Source organism: Streptomyces sp. NPDC047049 (assembly GCF_040643995.1).
Lineage (GTDB): Bacteria > Actinomycetota > Actinomycetes > Streptomycetales > Streptomycetaceae > Streptomyces > Streptomyces mooreae.
In genome coordinates, this window is the sequence record NZ_JBEYVM010000024.1 from 47,647 (window position 1) to 68,665 (window position 21,019).

The following is a 21,019-nucleotide window of genomic DNA, read 5'->3' on the forward strand; positions in this document are numbered from 1 at the left end:
GCCCGCCATCGGCCGGCCGGGACATCCTCGGGTCCGGCCAGGGCGGTTACCAGCGGGCCAGGAGGGGGCCACCCTCGAGGGTGGGGCCGAGGCGGACGTGGTAGCTGTTGGGGGTCCGTGGCTCCCGATACCTCCCAGTCATCAGCCCAGCCGATGATGTGCCCACCGACAGATGCCGCGGCTGTCAGCACGTCTTCCCGTTGACGCTCCGGGGACGACAGGCCAGCTTCATGCGGGACAGCCGCCGCACGCCGAGCAGGCGCTTTCCGCAACCGTCATAGGGGCGTTCGATCATTTCCAGGTCCGTACCGCGCAAGGTCTCTCCCGTTTCGGGCCTGCAAGGTACGGAGGATTCGCGGCCACCCCTGGGACGGTCTTGGTCAGCCCAGGAAACTCAGCCGCACCTGGCGGTTCGGGTTGTCGACGTTGGTGTCCGCCAACCTCCGTTAAGGCAACCTGCACGATACTCGGTGACACCTGTCGGATCCGAGGCGCCTCACGTGCACAACAAGTACAAGGAGACTGCGCCGGCCGGGCTGGATGTATCACCCGACCAAGATCCACCATCCGAGATCATTTGAAGACATCTCCTAGCCGACCAGGGCCTCGGCCGTTCACGACTGACATCGGCGGCCGGTGCCCGCCCCACGTATCGCCTGCAAAACATGCAGACGCTGCACTTCAGGACACTCCTAGGACGTTCGCTGTTCTCCCTTCGGTACGGCCACTTCTCCGTTCGGCACGTCGCCGCCGAGATCCAGATCCGCGGGGACGGCCGGAAGGCCCGATACTGAGACAGTGAAGGCCAGTCGTTCGGCCGCGGCACGGGCTCGCTCCAGCGCCTCTTGTGGGGAGGACCCGACAGCCCAGGCGTAGGCGGCCCGAGCAGCAGATGCCGACAGCCCTGTGAGCCGTTCGCCGACGCCGCGGAGGACGGACACCTCGCAGACTCCGGGCAGGGCGCGCGCTTCTTCGAGCCCCTCGATGTCCCGGATCTCACCAGCCGTTGGCGGGCACACGTACCAAATGGCGGCATAGCGGTTCGGCTCGGCGCTCTCCAGTCGCCCGATGACCATGTCGAGAGCGGGCAGTCCCGCGCTCTGCCGGGCGAGGGCGTCGATGAGGTCGATGCCGGACGCCTTCTCCAGCATGTAGGGGATCTCGTCGCCCGCCGGCCGGAGATGGGTTTCGACGATACGGACGGCGTCACCTGTGTCGATGACCTCGGTGTGGGTCACTCCGTCCGTGACGCCCAGGGCATCGAGCATGTCCGCCACGACGCTCTCGATCCGCTTGCGGTCCGTGTCGCCGAGCGGGGCCGGCAGGACGTGGCCCAGCTCGACGAAGTGTTCGCGTTCGGAGATCTTTTGCGTGATGCAGGCGACCACGTGGCGGCCCCGCTCACTCAGACATTCGACGCTGAATTCGACTCCCCTGTGGAACTGCTCCACCATCATTTCTCGCCGGTCCAGGGACTCGACGGCCTCCGCGCCCCAGGCCAGGGCCGCGTCGATGTCGGCGTTCGAGTCGATCCGGGTGACCCCACGGCTTCCCACCCCCTGCACCGGCTTGCAGATCACGGGGAACCCCACGCGCTCCGCGAAAGCCGCGACATCATGTGCGCTCTCCGCCAATTGGGCCTGCGTATCGTCGACGCCGCGCTGCGAGAGCCGCCACCGCATGTCGAGCTTGTGGGCGATCACGCGGTAGGTGTCGGCTGCGGGGGTCGGGAGCCCGAGTGCGGCACCGATGGCCACGGTCTTGTCGGTGTCCTTTTCTGTGAAGTTGAAGACGCGGTCCACCGGGTCGGCCTGATGAATGAACCGGGCGGCCGCCACCCATTCCTCGACAGCGGCGTCCGACCGCAGCACGATCAACCGCTCGATCTTCTCCGGTTCGACGAGGTGGGACAGGACTTCCCGCCGGCAGATCACGCTGGTGCGCAGATCCGGCCGGAGCGAACGGGCGCGCACGGGGAGGTCCAGTCCACCGCCGATGAACAACAGATGCCGATGGCCTGATTCGGACAATGCGGTTCCTTTCACATCACTGCGCCCCATCCCCACGTCAGAGAGGGGAGGGCGCGGCCGGGGGTTGCATGCGTTCAGTGGGTGGGTCCGTTGCCGTCTGCGCGGACCGCATCTGCCGGATCCGTTCGACGGACAGTGCGGCGCGACGGGATGCCGCACCGGCGAGCGTGAAGAGCGCTGCCAGTCCGATCCATCCCCAGGTGCCCATTCCGATGACGACGGTGGTGATCAGCGCCGGGCCCACCAGGTCCCGCGTCGACTGTCCGAGGCCGAACACCGAGAGGTATCTGGCGCGGGACGTGGCCGGCGAGAGTTCGAAGCTGATCGCCCAGGCTGACGCGGCGTGCAGGTTCTCGCCCACCGTGAGCAACAGAACCCCGCACAGCAGCAGCACACATGCGGTCCCGGTGCCGACGTGGGCGGCGGGGCCGACCGACAAGGCGGCGAGCGCCAGTACCAGGCCCGCGATGACCATGCCCCGCACCGCCTTGGCCGTGGTGTCGGCCAGCTGCGTCCACCACGTCTGACTCAGCGCCGTGATTAGGGTGTTCAGGATCAGTGCGACGCTCACCAGGGACACCGGCGCGCGCGTGAATTGGGCGATCCATAGCGGAAGCCCCACGAACAGGACCGTGTCATGCAGTGCCAGCACACCGTTGAGTCCGCTGAGCGCCAGAAAGGGCAGCTCCTTGAACGGGTTGGCGGCCGTGGCCTGTGCTGCCTCGACCGCGTAGTTCTCCGTTGTCTTCGCGGATACGGCCGCCTTCGCGGATGCCGCCCGGCCGCTGTCGATTCCGCGGATGCGCCAGATGAGGAACGCCATCACCACGTACGAGGCGGCATTCCCGAGCGCGAGGGTGTCATAGGCCGACCGCGAATCCCATGGCAGCGCGAACGCCGCGATCAAGGCGCCCAAGGACAGCCCGACGTTCTGGACCGCCCGCAGAAAGCCCATCGTCCGCAGCCGTTCCTGCTGGTCGAAAAGGGTGCCCACCATGGCCTGGTTGACGGACGGGCTTGCCTTGTCGGCCATCGTCGTCGCGCACACCACGACCAGGAAGGCGGCAAAGCTGTGCACGGTGACGTACAGGCTGTAGGCGACGACGCGCCATATGTGCAGGGCGATAAGGGCCCTGCGCGGCCCCACGCGGTCCGCCAGGCTGCCCACGGGGACCGAGGCGATCATCCCGAGGACAGCCGCGAGCGACAACCCCAGGGACACCTGGAACGGTGAGAGCCCCACACCCCGAGTGAAGAAGAGCATGCTGCCCGCGAGAAACAGACCGGTTCCGATCGAACCGCTGAATCCGCTGAGTACGAGAGTCCTGGCTGGTCCACACGACGGCACTGCGGCACGCAATTTTGCGATCACGTGTTCACCGGCCGGCCCTCTCGGGAGGCAAAGGGATCGAGCACTTCGTCGACCTCGGCCAGCCGGTGGTGCAGGGGTGCGGCGATCGCCTCGTCGTCCGGGACGGTACGGATGACAATGGCGTCGACGGCCTGCCGGGCAAGCCGCTCCGCGGCCGCGGAGTCCTCGGCGTACACCACGACGTGACCGCACCGGTCCTCGGACCACTGCGTGGGACGAACCACGTCACCTGGAGCGACTCCGACCTTGACCTCCCGTACGCCCGGCAGTGCGGCCGCGGCCGCAACACCGTCGACGGAGGTCACGCGGCCCGGCTCTGCCATGACGAAGCGCGTGGCGGCGGCGCCCGTCGCAGCGGGAACCGTCGGCACCCTCTGACCCGGGAGCGCCACCTTCAGGGCGAGCACATCCATGTCGATGCCGTGGACGAGCTGCACCAGTTCATTGATGCGCCCGCCGCCCCGTCGGCTGTGGGACTCCACCACACGCGGCCCGTCCGGGGTGAGCATCACCTCGGTGTGCGCGAGCCCCTCGATCAGCCCGACCGCGTCCAGGACCTTCCGGACGAAGCGGCCGATCTCCTCGGCCGTCTCCGTGGGCAGCGGCGCGGGGACCACATGGCCGACCTCGACAAAGCGCGCCGCGGTGTCCTTGCCGGTGACGCACAGCACCGTGTGTTCGCCGCCTATGGAGAAAGTCTCCACGCTGAACTCCGGGCCGGCCAGCAGTTCCTCCATCATGAAGTCGGTCAAGCCCGAGCGGTCCGCCCACTGCCAGGCCTCATCGGCCTCTGCGGGAGAGCGGACCTTTCTGACTCCCAGGCTTCCGGAGCCCATGGCGGGTTTGAGTACGGCCGCACCGTGCCGGCGCACGAAGTCCTGTGCATCCTCTCGCGCGGCCCCCTGCAGAAAAGCGACTTCGCCGATTCCCTTGTGGTTGAGCAGCGTTCGCAACGCCCGTTTGTCGTGCAGAATGCGCACCGCTTCCACCCCGTTTCCCGCAAGGCCCAAGTGGCTCGTGAGATGGCCGGCCACCACGAGAGCGGCCTCGGTCTGCGTCAGTACGCGAGTGAAGGGCCGCACCCGGTGTATTGCTTCCGCGACGGCAGTCACGAGCGGCACATCCTGGTAGTCCAGCACGTGGAGCTGGCCGCAGTGTTCGAGGAGGGCGGGGGCGAAGCCACTGGGCTTCTGGATATTGACCACTTCCAGGCCGCACTCCACCGCCTTACGAATGAAGTCCGCCTTGCCCCCGAGGAGCAGAACGCGCTCACCGGACATGAAGCCCCCCGTCTTCGCACTGCCGTCAAGCGGTGATCAACCGACCGGACCGGACAGTGACTTCCTTGATCAATCCTCCTGTGATTTCTGTGACGTTAGCCTATAGTCGTTGCTGATGTGACTGAAGTCGACACCGTTGGACGGCTGTTGACGATTACCCGGCTTGCCTCCTTGGCGAGCCTCGTTGAGAGGTCATCGGCATGACAGTCGCTTCACCGTCCCACCCCATCCCGACGGGCTCCCGTCAGATACCCATGACCCGCAATCAGTTGGGCCGGATCGCCCTGGCCAGCGGCTCGGACCAGTGGCGCAAGCCACCCGTCTCGTTCGGACTGCGGCTCAAAGGGACCGTACGCCCTGAACTGCTCCACGGGGCACTGACCCGGGTTGTGCAGCAGCACACCGCGCTTCGGACCTACTTCCCCGCGTCGTGCGTCGACGGCAGCGCCGAATGCCTGAATCCGCATCAGCTTGAATGGCCCACCGAGACCATCGATCTGCGCGAAGTCCCCCAGGCACAACGGGCACACGTGGAGGAGGCGGCGTTCCACAGGCTCCAGGAGCCTTTCGCGCCGGATCGGTACCCCCTCTTCAGAGCTCTTCTGATGCGGTACGAACAGGAATGGTCCCTGTCCGTGGCCATTGACCACCTGGTCTTCGACGGAGCCTCTGTCGGCGTGTTCCTGGACGAGTTCGGGACGGCCTACCGGCAGCTTTCCGAAGCGCCGCACGAAGGCTCTCGGGAGCGCTCCCGTCCCGGCGAACAGGGTTCCGACTTCTCGGAGTTCAGCACCTACGAGCGCGACTGGCTCGTCGGTGCGGAGGCCCACGCGGCCTTCACCCACTGGAAGAAAATATGGGACGGGTTCGGGCCCTTCCCCACGACCCGGCTTCCGATACGGACCGAACGGAGCCCCGGCGGGGGTGCCGAGTGGAGGGCGGTCCTCCCCACGAGGAACGTTCTGGAGCGGCAACGGAGCTTTCCGCACGGATACATCTCCCTGACCGCTCTCGCCGCCTCCGCGGTCGTGACGGCACTGCGCGATGTCACCGGCCAGGACGAGTCCGGCCTGCTGCACCCATCGTCCCGGCGCTTCCTCGACGGCGGCGAGCGAATGATCGGCTACCTCAACAATCGCGTGCTGCTCCGGGTCCCCACTCCCGCACAGGACGGCTTCCTCGACATCGCCGACCGGACCCGCAGTGCCATGCTCGAATCGCTCGAACACGACATGATGCCCTTCGAGGTCCTCTTGGACAGGCTGGCGCCCCAGGCACGTGACCGACGTCCGGACCAGCCCTACGTCCACCTGAACGTCGAGGCCGCCCCGGCCCCGCCCGAACTGCCGGGGCTCGACGTCTCCCACTTCTGGCCCCCGGAGACAGCGGCCTACGGCGATCTCCCCTGGATCAGCGTCGATCTGGAGCCCGGCGACGAACTCATGGTGCTGCGGGCCGGCTACTCCACCGGCCGGTACGCGAAGGACACCGTCGCGAACCTAATGAACAAGGTGCGGGGATATCTGACAGAGGCGGACGACAACCCGACCTGACACCACCGAACACACATCACTACGGGGGAAACTTGAAGCTGCCACACCACCATCCGTACACGCTCGGCGAACCCTGGACCGCAGGGGTCGTCATCCTGGGCGCCGGGCAAGGAGAACGCCTCGGCCACGGGCCCAAGGCCCTCATCGAACTCGGCGGCCGGCCACTGCTTCTGCACGTCCTGGAAGCAATGTCCGCCAACCGCACAGTAACTGCCATCGCTGTGACCGCGCCGGACGGCCTGACCGAGGAGTTCGAACAACTCATCGACTCGAGGCAACCGCAGGTGCCGGTCCGGGTCGTCCCCGGCGGGCCGACCCGGCAGGCCAGCGCGCACGCCGGGGTCACCGCCCTCCCATCGGGACCGGAATGGGTCGCGGTGACGGACGTCGCACGCCCCTTCACCGAGCCGGGCACCGTGGACCGGCTTCTGGACAGCCTCCGTGCCACGGCCCAGAGCCCCGGGCCGGCACCACACCCCTGCGGTGTGGTGCCCGTCCTCCCCTTGGCGGACAGCGTGCACCTGGCCGCCGAGGAACCGCTCCTCGCTGAGCCCTTCGACCGCAGCACCCTGCGCGCCGCCCAGACCCCACAGGTCTTCCATCGCGACTGCGTGAGAGCCGCTTACGAGGAGGCCCTGCGGGAGGGAACGACACACACCGACGACGCCGGGATGGTCAGCCGCCTCGGTGGCACCGTCGTCACGGCACCAGGCACCGCGTCCAACTTCAAGATCACGTTCGAACAGGACCTGATGCTGGCCCAAGCGGTCCACGCCCATGCGCAGACGGTCCTGTCCGGCCGGGGAGGCGCCAAATGAGGGACCTGAGCGGCTCAGTAGCCGTGATCACGGGGGCCAGCTCGGGCATCGGCGCCGCCACCACACGCCGGCTCCACCAGCTCGGCGCTCAGGTTGTCCTCGGCGCCCGACGCGGCGACCGGCTCAAGGAGATCGCCGACGAACTCGGCAACGAACGGGTCGCATGGGCCGAGGTGGACATCCGCTCCCCCGAGCGCGTCGAGGAACTCTTCTCCTGCGCGGTGGACGCTTTCGGCGGCGTGGACTGTCTGGTCGCGAACGCTGGCGTGGGAGCCTACGGCGGCATCCTCGCCCTGTCCGACGTAGAGGTGCAGGAACTCATCAACACCAATCTCACCGGCACGGTCTGGTCCGTCCGCCAGGCGGTCCCCCTGCTCACCGCGCGCGGCGGCGGTGACATCGTTCTCGTCAGCTCTGTGGCTGGGCTGCGCGGCCGACCGGACGAGGCGGTGTACGCGGCCACCAAGCACGCTGTCGTCGGACTCGCCGGATCGCTTGACCGTGAACTGCGCCCCCTTGGCATCCGCGTCACCGCGATGTGCCCGGGCGCCACCGACACCGAGTTCGCCATGGGCCGGGGCCGCACCCCCGAGATGCCGCAGCTCACGACGATGATGCGCGCCGAGGACGTCGCCGACGCCATCGTGTACGCCCTGGCGCAACCCCCATCCATGCGGACGCTGCTGTGGAGCATGCGCAGCGTCGCCTCCGAGAACTGACCGAGACGGAACCCGGTGAGATGACCGACCAGCTCGACACCTCCGTACCCCCGCGGGCGCTCCACGCCGAGATCGCCCGTGTCGCCCGCACCCGGCCCGGGCAACCCGCCCTGGTCAGTTCCGGAAGGTCGCAGTCCTACGAGGAACTGCACGCCCGCTCACTCCGGCTGGCCGCTGCATTGCATCGCGCAGGCATCACCGCCGAGCGGACCGTCGCCGCCATGCTGCCCCGCGGCGCGGCCATTCCCACCACGATCCTCGCCGCCTGGCACGCCGGCGGCACGTACCTCCCGCTCTCCCCGGCCGCGCCGCCCGACCGGACGCTGCATATGTTGACGGTGACTCGAGCTGCCTTGCTCGTCGTACCGTTGGAGCTGATGGCGCAGGCCGAGCGGTTCGGCATTCCCGTCCTGGCAGTCGGCCGAGACGGCGACCCAATCGCGGCCGAGCCCGCTACGGCCCCGCTGGACCTGCCCGCCCCGGACCTCAACAGGTCCGCCTACACCATCTTCACCTCGGGAACCACCGGAGAGCCCAAGGGCGTTCTGGTCGGACACGGCGCTCTCGCCCACCTGGACCGGGCCCATGAGGACTCCGTCTACGGCCCGCTTCCTGCGTGGACGGGCCAGGTCGCGCTCAACAACCCGATGACCACGGACGCCTACTTCTCCGAGCTGGCCCACCTGGCACACGGCCGCACGCTGCACCTCCTCGACGCGGCGACCCGCCGCGACCCGGATCGTCTGGCGGGCTTTCTGCGGGACCACGCCATCGAGGCGCTCGACGCGACGCCGACCCAGATTCGGTCCCTCCTGCTGGCAGGGCACCGCGAGGTGCTGGAGCGACTGACCGTCCTGGTCCTGGGCGGGGAGCCGGTGGACGCTCCCCTGTGGTCGACGCTCCGGTCGTTCAAGGGGGTGGCGGTGCACAACCTTTACGGTCCGACCGAGTGCACGGTCGACGTGGCGGGGGCCGCCGTCCGCGGGAGCCGGACGCCGGTGATCGGCCGGGCGTGGCCCGGCTGCGCCATCCACCTCCTCGATGACGCACTCGAACCGGTACCCGAGGGCGAGACGGGCGAGATCTGTGTCGCCGGCCCCCAGCTCGCACACGGCTATCTGGGGGCAACCCCGGAAGAGACACGGCGATTCGTCGAGATCCGGGTTCCCGGCGAAGCCCGGACCGTCCGTGCCTACCGCACGGGGGACCTCGGCCGGCTCGACCCGGCGGGGCAGCTGGAGTTCCTGGGCCGCGCGGACGACCAGGTCAAGATCCGTGGGTTCCGGGTCGAACTCGGCGAGGTGGAAGCCTCGTTGCGCAAGTGCGGCGGAGTCCTGGACGTCGCCGTCGCCCTGGATCGTTCCGAGGCCTCCGCGACCCTCCGGGCCTGGGTCGTTACCGCGCCGGACACGACGCCGGACGACGTGCGTCGGCAGCTCTCGGACATCGTGCCGGACCACATGATCCCCGTGCTCGCTCCGGTCCCCCGGATCCCGATGGCCGCCACTGGCAAGGCGGACGTCCGCGCCCTGCTGTCCCTCGCCACCGCGACGCCCGCCCCGAACGCCCCGCAGAAGCCCGGCGAGGACCCGTTCCTCACCCTCTGGAAGGAGGTTCTCGACGTGCCGGATATATCCCCGCAGGACACCTTCTTCGCGCTCGGCGGGGACTCCCTGAAGGCCACCCGCATGACGATGCACAGCCGTCGGCTGACCGGTAAGCCGGTCCCCGTCCGCCTGGTCTTCGACCACCCGCGATTCGGCGAGTACCGCGCGGCCGTCGACAGGCTCTGAGCGGCGGCCGCGCCCCCGCCCGGGACGACCTCCCGGCCATCGAGCACCCAGCCCACTCCACACGCCTACGTAGAGGACCGTCGTCGTGCCCCGAACCCGATCCGTGACCGTACGCGCCCCGGCCAAAGTCAATCTGCAACTCTCCGTCGGCGGGCTTCGTGAGGACGGATTCCACGAACTCGCCAACGTCTACCTGGCGGTCTCCGGCTACGACGAGATCACTGCCACCCCGGCCGACAGGCTGAGCCTCACCGTCTCGGGGGCCGGGGCGGAGCGCGTGCCCGCCGACGAGTCCAATCTCGCTGCCCGGGCCGCCACACTGCTGGCCAAGCACAGCGGAGCCGAACCGAACGTCCGCATCCACATCACCAAACACCTTCCGGTCGCCGGGGGCATGGCCGGCGGCAGCGCGGACGCGGCGGGGGCACTGGTTGCCTGCGAGGCACTGTGGAACCTCGGCATGACGCGCGCAGAACTCGCATGCCTGGCCGCCGAGTTGGGAAGCGACGTGCCGTTCAGCGTGCTCGGCGGGGCGGCGCTCGGACTCGGCCGGGGGGAGCAGCTGACTCCGCTCGTCTGCGGCGCGACGTACCACTGGGTCTTCGCGATCGCCCGCTTCGGCCTCTCCACCCCCGCGGTCTACGCGGCTCAGGACCGGCACCGACAGGAGGCCGACCTGCCGTTCACAGCAGCGGACATGCCGGCCCCGCAGCCCTCCGCGCAGCTGCTGGACGCCCTGGCCGCCGGTGACCCGCAGGCGCTCGCGGCGTCACTGAGCAACGATCTGGAGTCCGTGGCGACGGCCATGCAACCTGACCTGGCGAAGACACTCGCCGCGGGAAGGGCGTCCGGAGCCCTCGCCGGCATGCTGTGCGGCACCGGGGCGACGACCGGGTTTCTCGCGGCGGACGCAGGCGCAGCCGAGCACATCGCCGAGCAGCTCATGGCTTCCGGTACGTGCTCCTCCACCCTCGTCGCGCACGGCCCCGTACCGGGCCCCGTCCTGCTGTGAGCCCTCCCGGGCAGGCACCCGGGAACCTGTTCCGGTTCACCGTCCCGGACGTGGAGCGCGCCGCCGAGCTGTGAGACCGGGCCAGGCCCAGGTATCCGCCGGAGCGCTCTGACGACCTCAGCGAACTGGCCGGCACCAGCCCCGGTTGCCATGTCCTTGAAGTGGGGGTGGGCGCCGACAAGCCGACTCTGCCGCTCGTCGAGCGCGTTGCCGGATCACTGCCGAGATCGTGACAGGGGACTTCGATACCTGGCCTCTGCCAGAGGAGCCATTCGGTGCGGCCGAACGACGGCGTTCCGTTGCACCGATGTGCGAACGGTCAAAGCCACCGACGCGCTGCGGCCGGTGGCGCCGTCGCCGTGGTCGCCACGCAACATATGGCGGGCGGCAGCGAGGATTTCTTCGTCCAGGTCCAGGGCTGCTGCGAGCGTTCGATTGCCGCCCTCCACGTCATCGGCCGCGCCGGACGTCCGCATAGCTGACGCGAAGCTCCGGACCATACCCAGACCGCTGCTCGGCCAACGACGCCAAAGCCACCGTTTCAACAAGTCGGACCCTTGTGAGCGGGTGCCCCCTCAGTGGACCAAGAGCGTTCTGACAGGGCATTGCAGCTAAGACTCGATCGCTACGGACAAGAGTTCCGAGACAGCTCTTCTACGGCGCTCAGCGGATCGCTTGGTGCGGCCGGACTTCGCCGCTACAGTCCACCGAAGCGGTGTCCTAACCGAGGAAGCTCAACCGGATCCTACGGTCCGTGTTGCTGATGTTCGTATCGACCAAGCAGACGGACTGCCAGGTGCCGAGTGCCATCCTGCCTGCTACGACCGGGAGGGTGGCGTGGGGCGGGACGAGGGCGGGCAGGACGTGGTCGCGGCCGTGGCCGGGGGTGCCGTGGCGGTGGCGCCAGCGGTTGTCGGCCGGGAGGAGGTCGTGCAGGGCCGCCAGGAGGTCTTCGTCGCTGCCTGCGCCGGTTTCCAGGACGGCGATGCCGGCGGTGGCGTGCGGAACGAAGATGTTCAGCAGGCCGTCGCGGCCGTCTGCCGTCTCTCGGAGGAAGGCTGCGCAGTCGGCCGTGAGGTCGGCGACGGTCTCCGACGAGCCTGTGGTGACGTCCAGGGTGCGGGTGGTGAATGCGGTGCTCATGCGTTCATTTTGGTACGGACGACCTGCCCAGGTCCGCAACCCCCCGGCCTCTTCCGCAATGCTGCCTCAACGCTCCGGCAACAATGGTCCACGAGCCGAGATGACGTTTGACCCCTCTCGCGGCGCACCGCTACGTTCAGCGACATGCCTACATCAGCCCTGCTCACCACGCGCGGTCATATCGACCTGCTGCGGGTGGCCTCTGCCGCGTGTCACCGCGGCGGCTGTTGTTGATGCCTTGGCGTTGTCGCTGCCGGCGTCGTTGCGGTTTTCGGTGACGTTGCGGTTGTCGCTTTCGTTGCGGATGCCGTTGACGTTGACGTTGACGTGGTTCAGGGCGGAATTGAGGGCGTTCCAGGATTCGCCCTTTGCGGTGCTTTGCGGGCAGCGTGCGGCTCGCTGTGGCTGCGCGTGGACGTTTTGAGGATTGCTGTCTTTTCGTTGCGTCTTGGTGGGGCCTGAAATTCATTCCCTTCGGGGGTGGGTCTCTTGGGTGATTGCCGCGGACCGTTGCGTTGGTGTCGGCTGGTGGTCTGGCGCGTCGCCTGCGCGCGCTTCGTGTTTCATCTTTCATCTCGCAGCCGGGCGTGTGGCTTTCTGCTTCCCGCCCGGTTCCCGTCCCTCTCTCCTCTTCCCCTCCCCCTCTCTCTCCTCTTCCCCTCCCCCTCTCTCCCTGCTCTCCCCTCTTCCCCCTCCTCGTGGAGTACTGATGACTGTCGATCAGGCCGTGGCGCGCCATGCACCGCCGCCCGGTATATCCGCTGAAGCAGCAGCACCGTCGCCGGCGAAGGGGGTGGAGGCGGGGCCTCGTTCCGAGGCCGGGTCCGATGGGCCCGAGTTGGTGCGTGTCGATCCGGTCTCCGGCCGTCGATGGTCGGTGCCGCGGTGGCTGCGCCGCACGGTGGGGCCGGTCGCGTTGCTGGTGCTGTGGCAGGTGCTCAGCGCGAGCGGTGTCCTGGAGGCCCAGATCCTGGCGTCGCCCGGGACCATCGCCGCGACCGCCGGGGACCTGGTCTCGGACGGAACGCTGCCGTCGGCGATGCTGGTTTCCCTTCAACGGGTCGCGGTCGGGCTGTTGTTGGGTGGTGTGACCGGAGTCGCAATGGCGCTTGTGTCGGGGCTTTCCCGGCTCGGTGAGGATCTGGTCGACGCGACCGTGCAGATGCTGCGTTCCATTCCCTGGGTGGGCGTGATTCCGCTGTTCATCATCTGGCTGGGCATCGGAGAGGCACCCAAGGTTGCGTTGATCTCGTTGGGCGTGGCGTTCCACCTGTATCTGAATGTTTATGCCGGAATCCGTGGCGTCGATGCCCAGTTGGTGGAGGCGGGTCAGTCGCTCGGACTGAGCCGGTGGGGCCTCATCCGGCATGTCGTACTGCCCGGCGCTCTTCCTGGAGCCATGACCGGGCTGCGCTATTCGCTGGCCACCGCGTGGCTCGCACTGGTCTTCGGTGAGCAGGTCAACGCCGACGACGGCCTCGGGTTCCTGATGAACCAGGCCAGGGAATTCTTCCGCACCGACGTGATCGTGGTGTGCCTCGTGGTCTACGCGATTCTCGGGCTCATTGCCGATTTCCTCGTCCGTACCTTCGAAAGGCTGCTGCTGCAATGGCGACCGACGTTCACGGGCCAGTGACCGATACCGAGCACGGACGGCAGGTGACGCGTACCGGGCTCTCCGGTTCCGCCGTACAGGTCGGCGGGTTGGTGCGGTCCTTCGGCGGACGGGCCGTTATCGACGGTCTTGACCTGTCCCTCCGGCCGGGCGAGTTCGTGGCGTTGCTCGGGCGCAGTGGTTGCGGTAAGTCGACCTTGCTGCGGGTGCTGGCCGGGCTCGATCAGGAAATCGACGGCGAGGTACTGGTGCCGCGCCGCAAGGCCGTGGCCTTCCAGGCACCGCGGCTGATGCCCTGGAAGCGGGTGTGGCGGAATGTGCTGCTGGGGCTGCCGGGCCGTCCGGAACGCGACGTCGCCGTAAGGGCGTTGGAGGAGGTCGGGCTCGGCCATCGGGCGGGCGCCTGGCCCAAGACGCTCTCCGGCGGCGAGGCCCAGCGTGTCTCACTCGCCCGTGCGCTGGTGCGGGAGCCGGACCTGCTGCTGCTCGACGAGCCGTTCGGCGCCCTCGACGCACTGACCCGGATCAAGGCCCAGCGCCTCGTGGCCGAGCTGTGGCAGGAGCGCGGATGCGCGGTGCTGCTGGTGACCCATGACGTGGAGGAGGCCCTGTTGCTCGCGGACCGGGCACTGGTAATGGAGGACGGCCGGATCGCGTACGAGACCACGGTGGATCTGCCGCGGCCGCGCACTCTTTCTGATCCACGCGTCGGTGCGTTGCGCGCCCGGTTGCTCGACCGCCTTGGTGTGGAGGACAAGGACGGCGAGGAGGGAGAGAAGGGAGAGGGAGGAGGGGAGGGAAGGGAAGGCGCGGAGGGGGGTGACGGGTCCGGCGATGTCGGGGGCGAGTCGGAGGATGTCCACTCCCGCACGGCCGACGCCTCCCCCGCTGCCGCCTGACCCTGTCACGGAGGGGACGGCCGGCAACCAGCCGTCGTAACTGCGCGGTCGGCGGTCCTCCCCTGGCCCCCGATGCCCGATATCCGCGGTCCGGCGCCTTTCCCCTTCCCCCCGGCACCACCCGCTCCCCTCACCCCTTCCATCCCAGCCGGCCCCACCCCTCCCCACCCCACCCCGCCTCACCCCGAAGGAAACGGACGCCCCATGAGAGCACGACCTATCGCCCCGGCCGCCGCCCTGCTGCTGCCGCTCACCCTGCTGCTGGCTGCCTGCGGAGGTGCGTCGGGGGCCGAGGGGGCCGGTGGGGGCACCGGCAGCGGGACCGACGGCAAGGGGTCGCTGACCCTCAACGTCGGTGACCAGAAGGGGGGTTCGGAGGCGTTGCTGCGGGCCGCCGGCGAGTTGGACGACCTTCCGTACAAGATCAAGTGGTCGGCCTTCACCTCGGGGCCGCCGCTGCTGGAGGCGATCAATGCGGGGGCGGTGGATGTCGGCGCGGTCGGTAACACCCCGCCGGTGTTCGCCGCGGCGGCGAAGTCGAAGATCAAGGTGATCGCCGGGACGCACAGCAGGTCGGACGGCGAGGCGATCCTGGTGAAGAAGGGGTCCCCGCTCAAGCGGCCGTCGCAGCTCAAGGGCAAGTCGATCGCCGTGGCCCAGGGGAGCTCGGCGCACTACCAGCTCATCGCCTCGCTGAAGAAGGCTGGGCTGACGCCGAAGGACGTAACGCTCAACTACCTGCAGCCGGCCGATGCGCTCGCCGCGTTCACCCGGGGGAAGGTGGATGCCTGGGCGGTGTGGGACCCATACACCTCGCAGGCACTGGATCAGGCCGATGCCCGGGTGCTGACGACCGGGCAGGGTGTCGTCAATGGGCTGAGCTTCCAGGTCGCCGCGCCTGCCGCCCTGGAGGACAAGAAGAAGGCGGCGGCGCTGAAGGACTACACGGACCGGTTGCGGCGGGCGCAGAACTGGGTGTTCAAGCACCCCGGCGTCTGGGCGAAGGCCTGGGCGAAGGAGACCGGGCTGCCGGAGAAGGTGGCGCTGGACGCGGTCAAGCGCACCCGGGGTACGGCGGTCGCGGTCGCCGTGGACAAGGCCGCCATCGCCTCCGAGCAGCAGATCGTCGACTCGTTCGCGGCGGTGAAGCTGATCCCCCGCTCGTTCCGCTTCGGAGACTTCGTCGACCCCCGTTTCAACGGCGACCTGCCGCCTTCGGGCACGGCGCCGCGTACCTATGGAAAGGCTCAGTGAGATGTCCGTACACCTGCATTGGTTCTTGCCGACCGGCGGCGACGGGCGGACCCTCGTCGACCGGCATGCCTACACCGACGGCGGCATCCGGCGTGACCGCATCACTGCGGTCAGCGGGGTACGGGCTCCGGACATCGAGTATCTGGCGCAGATCGCCAAGGCTGCCGAGCAGTTGGGGTTCGAGGCGGTGCTCACGCCGACGGGCACGTGGTGCGAGGATGCCTGGCTGACGACGGTGGCGCTCACCCAGGTCACCGAGCGGCTGAAGTTCCTGGTCGCCTTCCGGCCGGGGGTGATCTCGCCGGTCCTGGCGGCGCAGATGGCCGCGACCTATCAGCGGATCTCGCGCGGGCGGCTGCTGCTGAATGTGGTGACCGGGGGCGATTCGACCGAGCAGAAGCGGTTCGGCGATCATCTCGACCATGACCGGCGGTATGCCCGTACGGATGAGTTTCTGCAGATCGTACGCGGGGCGTGGGGCGGCGCGTCGTTCGACTTCAAGGGCGAGCACTACCAGGTCGAGGGCGGTCTGACGGCACTGCCGCCGGATCCGCTGCCGCAGATCTTCTTCGGCGGCTCGTCCGCTGCCGCCGGGCCGGTCGCCGCCCGGAATGTGGATGTGTACCTCACCTGGGGAGAGCCGCCCGAGGAGGTCAAGCACAAGATCGACTGGATTCGCGGGCTGGCGGAGAAGGAAGGACGTACGGTCCGGTTCGGCATCCGGCTGCACACCATTTCCCGGGACTCCTCCAAGGAGGCCTGGGCGACCGCCGACCGGCTGCTCGACGACCTCGATCCGGCGACGGTCGCGGCCGCGCAACAGGCGCTGGGCAAGAGCGAGTCGGTGGGTCAGCAGCGGATGCTGGCGCTGCACGGCGGCTCGCGCGACAAACTGGAGATCTCCCCCAACCTGTGGGCGGGTGTGGGTTTGGTGCGGGGCGGCGCAGGCACTGCGCTGGTCGGCAGCCATGCAGAGGTGGCCGACCGGATCGAGGAGTACCACTCCCTGGGCATCGAGCACTTTGTGCTCTCGGGCTATCCGCACCTGGAGGAGGCGTACTGGTTCGGCGAGGGCGTACGGCCGGAGCTCGCCGCCCGGGGGCTGCTGGATGCGGGTCCCGCTCCGCTGGACGGTGTTCCGGCGGCCAACGGCCGGCCGGCCTCCGCGCCGGGCGGGGCGCCGCTGCTGATCGCGGGTGGTCGCTGAGGTTTTGTTCCCGTGGGGCGTGGGGCGTGGGGCATAGGGCGTGAGCCGTCGGGGGCCGTGGGCCGTGGGCCGTGGGCCGTGGGCCGTGGGCCGTGGTGGGAAACGGCCCGCGCCCCACGGGAGTCACCCGCACCTCGCGGGAAGACAACCGCCCCTCACCCCGTTAGGTGAAATATGAACTACACCGGGGTGCGTGAGATCGAGGCCGAGGTCGATGCTGAGGCCGAGGTCGATGCCGTGGTCAAGGCCGATGTCGACGTCGTGGTGATCGGTGCCGGGCAGGCCGGGCTGGCCGCCGCCTTCCATCTGCGACGGGCCGGCTATGTGCCGGACCGGGACTTCGTGGTACTCGATCACTCGCCGCGCCCCGGGGGTGCCTGGCAGTTCCGGTGGCCCACGCTGACGTACGCCAAGGTGCACGGGATGCATGCGCTGCCGGGCATGGAACTGACCGGCGCGGATCCGCGCCGCCCGTCGTCCGAGGTGATCGGCGCGTACTTCGACCGGTACGAGCAGACCTTCGGGCTGCGGGTGCACCGGCCGGTGAGCGTGACGGCGGTGCGCGAGAGCGGTGGGGCCCCCTGGAGCGACCCCGTCGGCGACGTCGAGGGAAGGCGGCTGCTGGTCGAAACGTCGGAGGGGAACTACGCGGCGCGGGCGCTGATCAATGCGACCGGGACCTGGGACCGGCCGTTCTGGCCGCGGTTTCCCGGGCAGGAGACATTCGGCGGCCGTCAGCTGCACAGCTCCTCGTACGACGGGCCGGAGAGCTTCCGTGACGCGCGGGTTGTGGTCGTGGGCGGCGGGACCTCCGCCATACAGCAGCTCATGGAGATCGCGCCGGTCGCGGCCGCCACGACCTGGGTGACCCGCCGGCCGCCGGTGTTCCGCGAGGGGCCGTTCGGTGCGGAGCAGGGGCGGGCCGCGGTCGCCCTGGTGGAGGAGCGGGTCCGGCAGGGGCTGCCGCCGCGGAGCGTGGTGAGCGTGACCGGGCTACCGATGACCGAGGCCATCCGGCAGGCCCGGGAGAGCGGCGTACTGGAGCGGCTGCCGCTCTTCGAGCGCGTCACGCCCACGGGCGTGCGCTGGCACGACGGCCGTACGGTCGAGGCCGATGTGATCCTTTACGCCACGGGCTTTCGCGCCGCCCTCGACCATCTCGCCCCGCTGCACCTGCGCGAACCGGGCGGCGGCATCCGGATGGACGGTACCCGCACGCTGCGCGATCCGCGGATCCATCTCGTCGGTTACGGGCCGTCGGCGAGCACCATCGGCGCCAACCGCGCGGGACGTGCCGCGGTCGGCGACCTCCGCCGGCTGCTCGGCACGCCTCCTCGGCCCCGAGCTCTACCACGACCGCGACCGGTCCGTGCGGAGACGGGGGTCGTCGGCAGCCTCGCCTCATAGGGCGAGTCCGGAGGGGCGGTTCGGCCGGGCGGCACCACACCACAACCGCCTTCCTCATGGGCCACTCCCCGCACACTTTCAGGCGAACGGATGGCCCTATGAGCAGCTGTTCGCCGGTGCGCATGATCGAAAAGGGAAGGGCTTCAATTGACTCATAGCAACGGGCGAAGATAACGGGGCGCGAGCGGCGGGCTGCAGACCGTTACCGTGCCCCGGTCCAAATCCCCTGCTGGGCCGGAGAGTTGAGTCCCACAACTGCAAGGAGAAGACCCCGATGAACATCCTCACCGCTCTCTTGGCCAACGTCCTCCACCTCGTGGGCTGGCTCATCTGACCAGCCTCGTCCCCAAGGCGCCGCCCCTCCCCGTCCCGGGAGGGGCGGCGCTTTTTCTGCGTTCCCACTCCCGTGTTCGCGTCCCTTCATACCGTCCGCGAAGAGCGCGGCTCCGGACATGCCCGCCCACGGTGAGGCGCCGTCCGACTGCCGGAGGGGCGGGGTGTGCGGACTGTCGAGTACGTAGCGGGCACGGACCATGCGCGATCCCGGCTTGAACGTGCCGACGATCTGTTCCGTGTCAAGCCCGTCCACGTCGTCCCGCTGCACCTGTGGGAAGCCGATGGCCTGGCAGGATTCCATGGGTTCGAGTCCGGAGGGCACGCCCCAGCGAACGGGGCCCAGTTGCTCGTCCAGCTCGGGAGGGAGCAGGCTCTGCTTCCTCGGGCGAGCAGCAGCGCGGCATCGCACTCCCGATCGTGGCGCGCCCAGACCACTCGGCACTTCACCTCGCCGACGCCGCCGAGAGCGGCCACGTTGACCAAGGCGCGGTTCTTCACCACATGTGCGGCGGTCAGGACAAGACGGGATGTCAGGAGGTAGCCGCTGCCTTGCTGGGCGCCGAGTACGGCGGCGATGCGATGGCGTTCCGGTCCCACGGTCCGACCGCAGGTCATGCGGCCCCGCCTCGTCAGGGGTTCGTCGACACAAGGTCGCAGTGGGTAACGGCCGGCGGTCGGCTGATTCACGCCTTCCGTCAGGTTCGGCGCATCCTCAACCTGGATGTGTCAGGCGAGCCCAGTCACCCTTCTCTTCCTCTTTCGCCGTTTCACCTCACCCACTCACCTGCTCACTCACCCACCGAAGGAGACCGCACCACATGTCATCTCGCTCCGCGTTGCGGCGCTCCCTGGTCGCGCTCACGTTTGCCGCAGCAGTCGTGCCAGTCGCCGGCTCACCGGCTACGGCCGCAGCCGCGGCTGTGACGCCGCCGATCCACCTGTACGACCTGTCGAGGCACGATTCCGTCAAGCCGCGCACGTTCGCGGTGACCCAGCACGACGGACTGAGCGCGCTGCACTGGGCGCACTGGGGTGCCAAGACGCAGACGGGCACGGGCACCATGCGGATCAACGACTGCACGCCGAGCTGCGCAGAGGGCCATATCCGCGTGCTGCCGGGCGCGCACCTTCAGGTACGCGGTACACGGGTCGATCAAGGGCGGCGCTACTACCGGCAGTACCGGATCACACATCCGGCGTTCACGCTCCAGGAGTCCCGGATGTACTCCCAGTGGACCAACGCCTATGTACCCAGCGACTTCAGCTAGGGCCTGTACGGAGTCGTGATCACGCGAAGGGGTGGACACAGCGGCAGGAATGTTCCGGCGGGTTGCCTCGTTCACCCTGAGCCCGTCCACCATCCCAGGGAGCATCGTGCCCGAAGCCATGCCCGTCACCTCCACCGTTCTCCCGGTGCTCCGGCCTTGAGAGCCTGCAGGCCGAGCGTCTGATCGAGCTGGGGGTGACGAGATCGCCGGGTGGCCCGCCGCCGAGCTGCGTGGCTAGAGGCGGGCATGCCCGTCATGATCTGCGGGGTCTTCTAGCTGTACTGACCGGGCACGTTGATCAATCGTGAGAATGGCGGCTGGTTGCCGCACGCGGTGTGGGGCCGGTGGTGGTTGTGCTGGTGGAGCCAACCGGCCAGTGCGTCGCGTCGTTCTTGCTCGCTGGTGTAGCAGCGGGCGTAGGCCCAGCCATCGGCCATGGTGCGGTGGAAGCGCTCGACCTTCCCGTTCGCCTGCGGGCGGTAAGGTCGCGTGAACTTCGAGGTGATCGAAAGCGCTTCGCAGTTGTCGCGCCACAGGTACGAGCGGTACGCGCCGCCGTTGTCCGACAGGACCCTCTCAATGGCGACGCCACGGTCAGCGAACCAGCCGACAGCCCGGTGCAGGAAGCCGACGGCGGTGACGGCTGTTTCGTCGTCGTGGACCTCGGTGTAGGCGACGCGGGAGTGGTCGTCGATGACGGTGTGCACGAATGCGTATCCAACCTTCGGGCCGCGGTAGGCGTTGCGTGACTTGCTCTGCGTCGCGGCGCGGTGCTTCTCGCCTCGGTGGCGGCCGACGTAGCGCCAGCCGCCACCGTCGGGGATGTTCCCGAGCTTCTTCACGTCCACGTGCACCAGTGATCCCGGATGGTCGTGCTCATACCGGCGGACGGGCTCACCGGTCTCACGGTCGACGTAGGCGAGTCGGTTCAGGCGGGCCGATCGCAGGATTCGATGCACTGTCGACGGGGCGATATTGAGTCTCGCAGCGAGCTGGACCGGCCCTTCCCGCAGACGTAGTCGCAGGCTGACGCGCCTCTTCGTCACGGTCTTGGGTGTCTTGGCCGGAGAGCTCCGCGGTCGTGAGGATCGGTCCTGCATGGACTCGCCTGCGAGGTAGCGATCGACCCAGCGCTTCACGGTCGGCCAGGACACCTGGAAGCGGGCCGCGACTTGGCTGACTGGCCAGCCGTCGTCAGCGACGAGTCGAGCGACTTTCAGCCGGTGGCGCGGGGTGAGGGCCGCGTTCGAATGCGACATTTCTGAGCTCCTAGACAGGCTGAAAGGCCGGCCATGGTGTGTGGCCGGCCCTTC

At 68.7% G+C, this 21,019-nt stretch carries 17 protein-coding genes; 12 read left to right on the top strand and 5 right to left on the bottom strand.

What is annotated here, in order from left to right; all coding sequences use genetic code 11:
• Nucleotides 1–692 precede the first annotated feature (692 nt).
• Genes ABZ851_RS33410 through ABZ851_RS33420 form a run of 3 tightly spaced genes read right to left on the bottom strand, consistent with a single transcriptional unit; the run spans nucleotide 693 to nucleotide 4,682 of the window.
• Nucleotides 693–2,030: an ATP-grasp domain-containing protein gene (locus ABZ851_RS33410; RefSeq protein ID WP_361135796.1), complete on the bottom strand. Its 1,338-nt coding sequence runs from the start codon at nucleotides 2,028–2,030 to the stop codon at nucleotides 693–695.
• Nucleotides 2,031–2,067: 37 nt separating this feature from the next.
• Nucleotides 2,068–3,402: an MFS transporter gene (locus ABZ851_RS33415; protein WP_361135799.1), complete on the bottom strand. Its 1,335-nt coding sequence runs from the start codon at nucleotides 3,400–3,402 to the stop codon at nucleotides 2,068–2,070.
• On the bottom strand, nucleotides 3,399–4,682 hold the full coding sequence (locus tag ABZ851_RS33420) for an ATP-grasp domain-containing protein (RefSeq protein WP_361135802.1): 1,284 nt from the start codon (nucleotides 4,680–4,682) through the stop codon (nucleotides 3,399–3,401). The genes ABZ851_RS33415 and ABZ851_RS33420 overlap by 4 nt, the downstream gene beginning before the upstream one ends.
• A 200-nt stretch (nucleotides 4,683–4,882) precedes the next feature.
• On the opposite strand from ABZ851_RS33420, the gene ABZ851_RS33425 reads away from it, so the two are divergent.
• The 5 genes from ABZ851_RS33425 to ABZ851_RS33445 all read left to right on the top strand — a co-directional run bounded on the left by ABZ851_RS33425 (nucleotide 4,883) and on the right by ABZ851_RS33445 (nucleotide 10,577).
• On the top strand, nucleotides 4,883–6,235 hold the full coding sequence (locus ABZ851_RS33425; protein ID WP_361135805.1) for a condensation domain-containing protein: 1,353 nt from the start codon (nucleotides 4,883–4,885) through the stop codon (nucleotides 6,233–6,235).
• A gap of 32 nt (nucleotides 6,236–6,267) precedes the next feature.
• Nucleotides 6,268–7,053, top strand: coding sequence for an IspD/TarI family cytidylyltransferase (locus ABZ851_RS33430; protein ID WP_361135808.1), 786 nt, complete (start codon nucleotides 6,268–6,270; stop codon nucleotides 7,051–7,053).
• On the top strand, nucleotides 7,050–7,772 hold the full coding sequence (locus ABZ851_RS33435) for an SDR family oxidoreductase (RefSeq protein WP_361135811.1): 723 nt from the start codon (nucleotides 7,050–7,052) through the stop codon (nucleotides 7,770–7,772). Before ABZ851_RS33430 ends, ABZ851_RS33435 begins: the two co-directional genes overlap by 4 nt.
• 20 nt (nucleotides 7,773–7,792) lie before the next feature.
• Complete coding sequence (locus tag ABZ851_RS33440; RefSeq protein WP_361135814.1) at nucleotides 7,793–9,565, top strand: non-ribosomal peptide synthetase; 1,773 nt, start codon at nucleotides 7,793–7,795, stop codon at nucleotides 9,563–9,565.
• Between the two features lie 85 nt (nucleotides 9,566–9,650).
• Nucleotides 9,651–10,577: a 4-(cytidine 5'-diphospho)-2-C-methyl-D-erythritol kinase gene (locus ABZ851_RS33445; RefSeq protein ID WP_361135816.1), complete on the top strand. Its 927-nt coding sequence runs from the start codon at nucleotides 9,651–9,653 to the stop codon at nucleotides 10,575–10,577.
• Between the two features lie 720 nt (nucleotides 10,578–11,297).
• Here the strand turns inward: ABZ851_RS33445 and ABZ851_RS33450 are convergent.
• Nucleotides 11,298–11,720 (bottom strand): secondary thiamine-phosphate synthase enzyme YjbQ, encoded by a 423-nt coding sequence (locus ABZ851_RS33450; protein WP_361135819.1) that lies wholly within the window; start codon nucleotides 11,718–11,720, stop codon nucleotides 11,298–11,300.
• 144 nt (nucleotides 11,721–11,864) lie between these two features.
• On the opposite strand from ABZ851_RS33450, the gene ABZ851_RS33455 reads away from it, so the two are divergent.
• The 7 genes from ABZ851_RS33455 to ABZ851_RS33485 all read left to right on the top strand — a co-directional run bounded on the left by ABZ851_RS33455 (nucleotide 11,865) and on the right by ABZ851_RS33485 (nucleotide 19,706).
• The gene (locus tag ABZ851_RS33455) at nucleotides 11,865–11,954 is read left to right on the top strand and encodes a putative leader peptide (protein ID WP_361135822.1); all 90 of its coding nucleotides are present in this window, start codon (nucleotides 11,865–11,867) and stop codon (nucleotides 11,952–11,954) included.
• A 475-nt stretch (nucleotides 11,955–12,429) separates the two neighbouring features.
• Nucleotides 12,430–13,356 carry an ABC transporter permease gene (locus ABZ851_RS33460; protein ID WP_361135825.1) on the top strand — a complete coding sequence of 309 codons (927 nt, stop codon included), beginning with the start codon at nucleotides 12,430–12,432 and terminating at the stop codon, nucleotides 13,354–13,356.
• On the top strand, nucleotides 13,329–14,234 hold the full coding sequence (locus tag ABZ851_RS33465) for an ABC transporter ATP-binding protein (protein ID WP_361135828.1): 906 nt from the start codon (nucleotides 13,329–13,331) through the stop codon (nucleotides 14,232–14,234). Before ABZ851_RS33460 ends, ABZ851_RS33465 begins: the two co-directional genes overlap by 28 nt.
• 204 nt (nucleotides 14,235–14,438) lie before the next feature.
• Nucleotides 14,439–15,488 (top strand): ABC transporter substrate-binding protein, encoded by a 1,050-nt coding sequence (locus tag ABZ851_RS33470; protein ID WP_361135831.1) that lies wholly within the window; start codon nucleotides 14,439–14,441, stop codon nucleotides 15,486–15,488.
• A gap of 1 nt (nucleotide 15,489) precedes the next feature.
• The gene (locus ABZ851_RS33475; protein ID WP_361135834.1) at nucleotides 15,490–16,695 is read left to right on the top strand and encodes an LLM class flavin-dependent oxidoreductase; all 1,206 of its coding nucleotides are present in this window, start codon (nucleotides 15,490–15,492) and stop codon (nucleotides 16,693–16,695) included.
• A 174-nt stretch (nucleotides 16,696–16,869) separates the two neighbouring features.
• Nucleotides 16,870–18,102, top strand: a complete 1,233-nt coding sequence (locus ABZ851_RS33480; protein ID WP_361135837.1) for an NAD(P)-binding domain-containing protein — start codon at nucleotides 16,870–16,872, stop codon at nucleotides 18,100–18,102.
• Nucleotides 18,103–19,256: 1,154 nt separating this feature from the next.
• On the top strand, nucleotides 19,257–19,706 hold the full coding sequence (locus ABZ851_RS33485) for a hypothetical protein (protein WP_361135840.1): 450 nt from the start codon (nucleotides 19,257–19,259) through the stop codon (nucleotides 19,704–19,706).
• Between the two features lie 272 nt (nucleotides 19,707–19,978).
• On the opposite strand, the gene ABZ851_RS33490 is transcribed toward ABZ851_RS33485, so the two are convergent.
• Nucleotides 19,979–20,965, bottom strand: a complete 987-nt coding sequence (locus tag ABZ851_RS33490) for an IS481 family transposase (RefSeq protein WP_361135843.1) — start codon at nucleotides 20,963–20,965, stop codon at nucleotides 19,979–19,981.
• Nucleotides 20,966–21,019: the final 54 nt, after the last annotated feature.